Annotated in this window: 6 protein-coding genes and 1 pseudogene; 4 read left to right on the top strand and 3 right to left on the bottom strand. The window is 65.1% G+C overall.

Annotated features, from left to right (window positions below; all coding sequences use genetic code 11):
• Positions 1-1,837: pseudogene (locus MJ607_RS19690) on the top strand (hypothetical protein); the annotation flags it as partial.
• 305 nt (positions 1,838-2,142) lie between these two features.
• Here the strand turns inward: MJ607_RS19690 and istB are convergent.
• Together istB and istA are read right to left on the bottom strand one after the other, a co-directional pair.
• A complete protein-coding gene (gene istB / locus MJ607_RS19685) occupies positions 2,143-2,931 on the bottom strand; it encodes an IS21-like element helper ATPase IstB (RefSeq protein ID WP_243077341.1) in 789 nt (262 codons plus the stop codon).
• Positions 2,931-4,136 (bottom strand): IS21 family transposase, encoded by a 1,206-nt coding sequence (gene istA / locus MJ607_RS19680; RefSeq protein ID WP_243077340.1) that lies wholly within the window; start codon positions 4,134-4,136, stop codon positions 2,931-2,933. Before istA ends, istB begins: the two co-directional genes overlap by 1 nt.
• A gap of 101 nt (positions 4,137-4,237) precedes the next feature.
• Here istA and MJ607_RS19675 point away from each other — a divergent pair, with 101 nt between their 5' ends.
• Positions 4,238-5,248: a metallophosphoesterase family protein gene (locus MJ607_RS19675; protein WP_243077339.1), complete on the top strand. Its 1,011-nt coding sequence runs from the start codon at positions 4,238-4,240 to the stop codon at positions 5,246-5,248.
• Between the two features lie 288 nt (positions 5,249-5,536).
• Here MJ607_RS19675 and MJ607_RS19670 read toward each other — a convergent pair whose 3' ends face one another.
• Positions 5,537-5,695 carry a hypothetical protein gene (locus MJ607_RS19670; protein ID WP_243077338.1) on the bottom strand — a complete coding sequence of 53 codons (159 nt, stop codon included), beginning with the start codon at positions 5,693-5,695 and terminating at the stop codon, positions 5,537-5,539.
• Between the two features lie 480 nt (positions 5,696-6,175).
• On the opposite strand from MJ607_RS19670, the gene MJ607_RS19665 reads away from it, so the two are divergent.
• Positions 6,176-6,505 (top strand): hypothetical protein, encoded by a 330-nt coding sequence (locus tag MJ607_RS19665; protein ID WP_243077337.1) that lies wholly within the window; start codon positions 6,176-6,178, stop codon positions 6,503-6,505.
• A gap of 88 nt (positions 6,506-6,593) precedes the next feature.
• The coding region (locus MJ607_RS19660; RefSeq protein ID WP_243077336.1) for a transposase at positions 6,594-6,902 on the top strand (309 nt) is incomplete at its 3' end.

The following is a 6,902-nucleotide window of genomic DNA, read 5'->3' as shown; positions in this document are numbered from 1 at the left end:
CACTCAGCTCTCGGAGGCAAACCCCCGATCAGCCGACTGCGACCAACGTCCTGACCGGGTACAGCTAGTCGGCGGCGCGGCGACTTTGGCGGACTGGGCAGCCCAACTGATCCTTGAAGGCGGGACCCGGCTTGACGCCGGCTACCTCTCAGACAGTCACTGGCTCTCCCGTGAAGTCATTGAGGCTATCTCGCCGGTTGTCTCCGATGACAACCACATGCGCCTCGAGGCCGAGTTGCGCGACTTTCGCAACCCCTACGAGCGCCACGCTCTTTACGGCTATACAGCCTTCAAGTTCTTGTCCGCGCTCGACCGAGGCCGCCTAAGTCCAACTGGCATTCGGCGTCTCGCGGAGTATAAACGGAAGTTCGGCATCGAGCTGCCTCCTCCGCCTACCGGCATCATCAGCTATACCGTCGGTTCACCGATCAATCCTGCTGCGACTGGCAAGATGACAAACCAGCAATGGTTTCGGGCGATCGCCAGGCATGACAACGACGATCGCGAACACGACCGCGATCCCTCAGTCGGTGGCGCGCGAGAACTCTCGCACATGCTCAAGGAACGCACCAAAGAAGACCCGCTGCGGTTTGCCAGCCTGGCGATGCATATGACTGCCGCCACGAACTCGGCCTATCCGAGCGCCATCCTCTGGGGGTTCGGGGAGGCTACGATCCCAAGCGCCGCGCTCCCCGCAGTTTTCAACGCCATCCGGCACACCATGAGTCTTGGCTTGAGCGAGTGTGATCGCTGGCTCGGCTGGTCGCTGCGGGGCGTACTCGACGAAGCACCCCTCGACCTCGTCGAACTGGTCAGAGACCGCGCACTGCATTCACCAAACCCGGCGGACGACTCACCGGTATTCACGCGTCAGGGCGACAGCCCACGCGGTCGTGACCTACGTCAGAACGGTATAAACACCTCAAGAGGCAGCCTCGCGGAAAGTCTTGGGGACCTCCTCGTGCACGACGCGGATGGCGAACGCACCGCGGCGGTAAGCCCCCACCTTCTAGAACTCGCCAGCGATCCGGTGCTCAGCGTCCGGTCCTGCGTCGCCCACACCATCGCGGCCTGCCTTCGCCATGCAAGAACGACCGCCTACTCAGGGTTCGAACGCCTGATCGATACCGACGACATCCTGCTCGCATCCGACCGCGTCGGCGATCTGATGCTCTACATCGGCAACGTCAACCCAGAAAGGATTGACCCGGTGATCGAGCGGATGCTCGACTCAATCGATGTGGAGGTGAGGCGGGCAGGGGGCAGCATGGCAGCATTCGCCGCGCTTCAATGGGACCGTCCCGAGCTCATGGAACGAGCACTCGCCGCAGACGTCGAAGTCCGCGCAGGCGCGGCGACTGTGTGCAGCGCCAGGGTCGACCGCGCCGCCAACTCGGAGCTTGTGTTCGCCGCGCTACGTCAACTCATGACCGACGATGACGACCAAGTCCGCAAGACAGTGGGCGAGCTCGCCGGCCACCTCCGGGGTCAACCTCTGCGCCCCTTTGCCAGCTTCATCGCGGACCTCATCGCGTCGCCCAGCTATGATCACGCCACCCCGCAACTGCTTATCGCCTTGCAGGAAGCCCCCGACAAGGTCGATGACCTAGTGGATCTCGCCGCGCATCGCTTCCTTGACATCTACGGGGGCGACGTATCGGACATCCGAACCGGAGCAGCCGGTGACGCCCACTACATCTCCGAGTTGGTCGTGAGAGGTCTTGCTCAGACCCGCGACAAGAACCGCGTCTCGGCTCTTCTGGACCTTCTCGATCGGCTGTTGCAACTCGGCGTCTACGGGATCGACCGAGCGATCGAAAGCGCCGAACGCCGCTAAGCCCGCTGCGGTCAGCCATAGAGTGACCCGGCACCGGTGCGTCGTCTGCCTCCTGCTCGCCGGACGGAAAACGGCTCGGTGCGCCAGACAATGCACGGAACGGTACGGGATCCGGGCATTGCCCGTTTGGGGATGCTGTCCCGGCAGCGCGTTGCAGCTCTTCTTCTGGGATCAGCGTCGGTCGGAAAAGCACGACGGTGATGCTCAATTCACCCGTGAAGTCAATGGACGAACGCGGTGTCGACGACGCTCGAAAAGTAGGCCATTGCGACGGGTGAAAACTAGGCCACCTGGTTGTCGTTTGCTCAGTCTGCCGGATCCTGTGTCTTGATGCTCGGGAGGCTGTCGATGCCTCTGCCGCGGAGCCGGTAGCTCGCGCCTTTGAGGGTGAGGACGTCGGCGTGGTGAACGATTCGGTCGATCATCGCGGCCGCGACAGCCTGGTCGCCGAAGACTCCGCCCCAGCCGCTGAATGGCAGGTTCGAGGTGAGGATCAGCGAGGCGTGTTCGTAGCGGCTCGAGACGAGCTGGAAGAACAGGTTGGCGGCGTCCTGCTCGAACGGGAGGTAGCCGACTTCGTCGACGATGATCAGCCCGTAGCGGCGTAGCCGGGCGAGCTCGTTGGGGAGGCGGCCTTGCCGGTGCGCGTCGGTGAGCCGGGTGACCCAGTCGGTCGCGGTCGCGAACAGCACCCGGTGCCCGTGCCGGGCGGCGACGATCCCGAGTGCGGTCGCGAGGTGCGTCTTCCCTGTTCCGGGTGGGCCGAGCAGCACCACGTTCTGCGCTTCGAGCAGGAACCCGCCCGAGGCGAGCGCGGCGATCTGCTGCCGGGCAGTGGGCTGCGCGTCCCAGTCGAAGTCCTCCAGCGTCTTGCGCGCGGGAAAGCCTGCTGCCTTGATCCGCAGCTCGGCGCCGGAGGCGTTGCGGGCGGAGACTTCGCGTTCCAGGATCGCGGCGAGGTAGTCCTCGAACGACCATCCGGCGTCGCGGGCTTGGTCGGCCATCCGGCTGGCGGCTTCGGTGATCCGGGGTGCTTTCAGCGCGCCGGCGAGGTAGGTGATCTGCTTAACCGACTCGGTGCTCTTCGCGCTCATCACGCCACCCCGCTTATCCCGAACGCCCGGTCGTAGTCCGCGAGATCCCGCGTCAGATCGTCGGCTGCGGCGATCGCTCGGGGTTGCTGGAACAGTTCCCGGAGCCGTTTCGCGGTCTCGACGTGCGCCGGGTCGGTGACGGTGCTGCCGCGCGCCCAGACCCGAGCATGATCGGCGACGATCCGCCCCTCCAGCCGCACCCGCACTCGCTCGAGATCAGCGGAGACATCGACCATCCGACCGATCACCGCCGGGTCGACGGAGTAGTCGCTGGCATCGAGGCGCACGTAGTAGTCCCGGCCGAGACGGACCCGTTCCCGCCAGCCCAGCTGCAGCGGAACGGGCGGCAGCGGCAGCATCCGGGACCGGTCATGATCGATCAGATCGATCGGCCTGGCCTTAATGGTCCGCACCACGCGGGCGTTCGCCTTTTCGAGCCAGTCGGCGAGTTGCGTGTTGAAGTGCGCGGGTGAGGTGAAGGAGCGGCCGGGCATGAACGAGGTCTCCATCCACCCGTTGCGGCGCTCCACGATCCCCTTCGACTCCGGATCGTAAGGCCGCAGCTGCACCACCTTGGTCGCGAGAGTTCCGGCGAACGCGGCGACGCCCTGCGCGAGCCGACCCTTCTGCCCGATGCCGGGCTCGTTGTCCCAGATCAGCCGCCGCGGCACCGCGCCCAGCTGCTGGATCAGGTCCCACGACCCGAGCAGGAGGTCCTCGGTCTTGCGGGTCGGGATCATCTTCCCGAGAACGAACCTCGAGTGCGCGGGGACAATCACCAGCACCGGCAGCAGCACGCTCGAGCCGTCCTCGAGCGGGATCTTCCGCGGCGGGAACCACAGATCGCACTGCGCGGCATCACCGGCCGCCCAGCTCAGCCGGTCGGCGGGGTCGACCGGGCGATGCTCCGGCCGCAGCCGGCTCACGTTCTCTCGGAACCACGTGATCGACCCCGACCATTCCACTCGCTCCGCGATCACCGTCGCCGGCATCGACGGATGCTCCGCCAGCAGCACCCGCACCCGCGCTTCGAACGGCGAGAACGACGTCGGTGCTACCGGCCGCTCATACTTCGGTGGTCGCTCCGACCGCACCGCCGCGGCCACCGTCTCCCTCGCGATACCGAGGTCCCTGGCGACCTGACGCTGCGGAACCCCATCCTTGACCAGCCGCCTGATCAACGCCCAATCTTCCACCGAGATCACCCACCCAATCTGCTCTGGGTGGCCTAGATTTCGACCGTCGTTTTGGCCTGGTTCTCGAGCGTCGTCGACACGCGGTGCCTGCGAAGAGATATTCTCCGCCTATGAAACACGGTTCGGCATCCGTTCTCGTGCTCATCGTCGTTCTGACCGGATGCACTGTTCCGGCGCGCGACGACCGCGGAACCACGTCGACGATCTCCCCCACCGCGGAGAATTCGGCGGCGCCGCTGGACCTCACCCGCGCTGAGACGTCGTTCGACCCCACCACCGTTGCCGTGATCGGTGATGTCCCGTACGGCGTCGATCAGGAGGAGTCGCTGAACCTGCTGGTCGACGCGATCAACGACGACCCCGAGGTGCAGCTCACCATTCACCTCGGTGATATCAAGGACGGCAACACGGAATGCTCGGACGAGCGCTTCGCGGCGGCGTTGACCACTTTCGAGTCGTTCGACGAGCCGCTGGTCTACACGCCCGGTGACAACGAGTGGGCCGACTGCCATCACGCCCGAGGCGGAGGGTACAACCCGCTGGAGCGTCTCACCGCGGTGCGGGATACCTTCTTTGCCGACCCGGGTTTCCTGCTCGGCGGTCAGCGGGCCATCGTCGACTATCAAGCAGACGTGGTCGAGAACGTCAGATGGTTCGCGTCGCGAGTCGTGTTCGCCACGCTGCATGTCGTCGGCAGCAACAACGGACTGGACCCGTGGACGGGCCTGGAACACACCGTGCCGACGGAGGACCAGATCGATGAAGTCGCTGCCCGGATCGCCGCCGCATGCACTTGGGTCGACGAGACGTTCGACTCGGCAGAACAGCATGATCTCGACGGCGTGGTGCTGGCAATGCACGCCGACACCTGGGCCCCGCTTCCAAGCAGCGCCGAGCAGCCAATCGTGGACCGCATTACGGATCGGGCCACAGCATTCAACGGGATGGTACTGATCCTTCAAGGCGACTCGCACGAATACGTCGTCGACCGCCCGCTGGACAATGTCAGCGTGACCCGCGTGGTTGTGCACGGCGAGTCGCTCCCGTTCGAATACCTGCGCCTCACGATCAACCCGACCCGCCGACTGTTCACTTGGGAGCGCGTACCCGTGACCGGGTGAGACGGCGGCCTCTGCACGAGCAGATCGGCCCGCGCGTGGAGAGGGTGGGCCGGACCCGTCAGACCACCGTCACCCAACCATCCCCCCCGGATCTTCATACAGAACCGACCCCGCCTCGCAGGGTGAGCGCATGAGGATCGTCCAATGACAGAAGGTGCGGCCGGGTGAACGCATGACACCGGGCTTGAAGCGAAAGCCGTTGTAGTCTCGTGCGCTCCCTGGCGACGCTGCGAGGGTGCGGCGGCGGAGCGTGAAGTCGATCTGCCGCAGGCCGACAGTGGTCGCTCCTCAGGGCCCCGCGTCTTCCGCGGCGTTCTTGAGGTCGGCAGTGAACTGCTCAAAGTTCTTCTTCAACGGCGGGATCACCAGGGAAAACGTTCGACTCGGATCGAGTGTCGAGGCGAGCTTGAGCTTCAAACCGGGAGCGATCTGGCCCTCCAGCGACACGACCGTCGAGTTCCACCTCGGCTACCCCGTGGCCATGGTCAGCAGCCGCCACACAGTCGGGGCGTGGGCGTCGATCTGCTGGGCGATGCACCTGGAGCGACTGAACGCGGTCCGAGTCGTCGAGGCCACCCCGTCGGATGCAGCAATGGACATGTGATTCCCCATTCTCTGCTTGAGCCCGATCGTAGAGCTGGCATCCTCTCCAGGGCCCAGACAAGCGAACACTGCGCAGCCGCGCGACTCTCGCGCACGGTGCGAAGGAATCTCAGCGTGCGACGGGTGTCCACAGGATGGGGTTTCACCCGAAGGATCGTGCTGCGCGTTAGTGGGCGACGCCCCGAATGCACGGCGGACGCGCCGCGCGGGTACTCGGATCGACGGCTCTGCGAGCTCGGGAATAGCATGTGTGGCAACTGGTGCTGCATGGGACGGGAGGTGCCGCGGATGCCGTTTCGCAATAGGCAGACGTTGGAGTCCTGGTTGGACGAGTTCCGCGCTCTCGGCTACCCGATCGCAAGCTCGCTGCGAGTGATCGCGCAGGACGGTCATGACGGTGCAGACACCGGTCTCGTGGCGGTGCGGCTCCTTGAATCGTCCACCGAGGTCTACATTCAGCCCACCCCACCGGGTTCCGCAGCGTGGTCAGCCACGTTCGAAGCGAGGGATGAGGACGTGACTTTTCGCGCGTCGGAGATCATGAGCCTCGCCGGCGAACTGAGCATGCTGTCTTCGCTCTGCGTGTTCCTGGAGGCGAAGTCGCTCGCCTTCCTCGGCAGTCAGGTTGCGTCCGTCAGAGTGGTGTATCGGTAGCTCGGTGAGCGTGTCGCTGTGAATGGCGACGGTCACCGCGTGATCCTTCGAGGAAACTCCTACATCTCTCTCGAAAGGAACCACGACGATGACCGTCGTACCCAGTATCGATCCTGCTCGCTTCCTTGAAGAGCAGCTGTCTCAGGCGTCTCCGGATCTGCTGCGGCAGATGCTGTCCACGTTCATCAACACGCTGCTCTCCGCGGACGCGGACCAGGTCTGCGGCGCGTCCTACGGCACCGTGTCCGAGGATCGGGTGAACCGGCGCAACGGCTACCGGCACCGGGATTTCGATACCCGCGCCGGGACTGTCGATGTCGCGATCCCGAAGCTGCGGCAGGGCTCCTACTTCCCGGAGTGGCTGCTCGAACGCCGTCGCCGCGCGGAGGCCGCGCTG

It is taken from the genome of Microbacterium sp. SS28, from assembly GCF_022761035.1.
Lineage (GTDB): Bacteria > Actinomycetota > Actinomycetes > Actinomycetales > Microbacteriaceae > Microbacterium.
The sequence above is the reverse complement of the archived record's forward strand: the minus strand, read 5'-3'. Positions and strand labels throughout refer to the sequence as shown.

Bases quoted from the DNA above. Each gene is read 5' to 3' on its own strand.
- istB (WP_243077341.1), bottom strand. From the start codon at position 2,931: ATGAGCGCGAAGAGCACCGAGTCGGTTAAGCAGATCACCTACCTCGCC.
- MJ607_RS19675 (WP_243077339.1), top strand. From the start codon at position 4,238: ATGAAACACGGTTCGGCATCCGTTCTCGTGCTCATCGTCGTTCTGACC.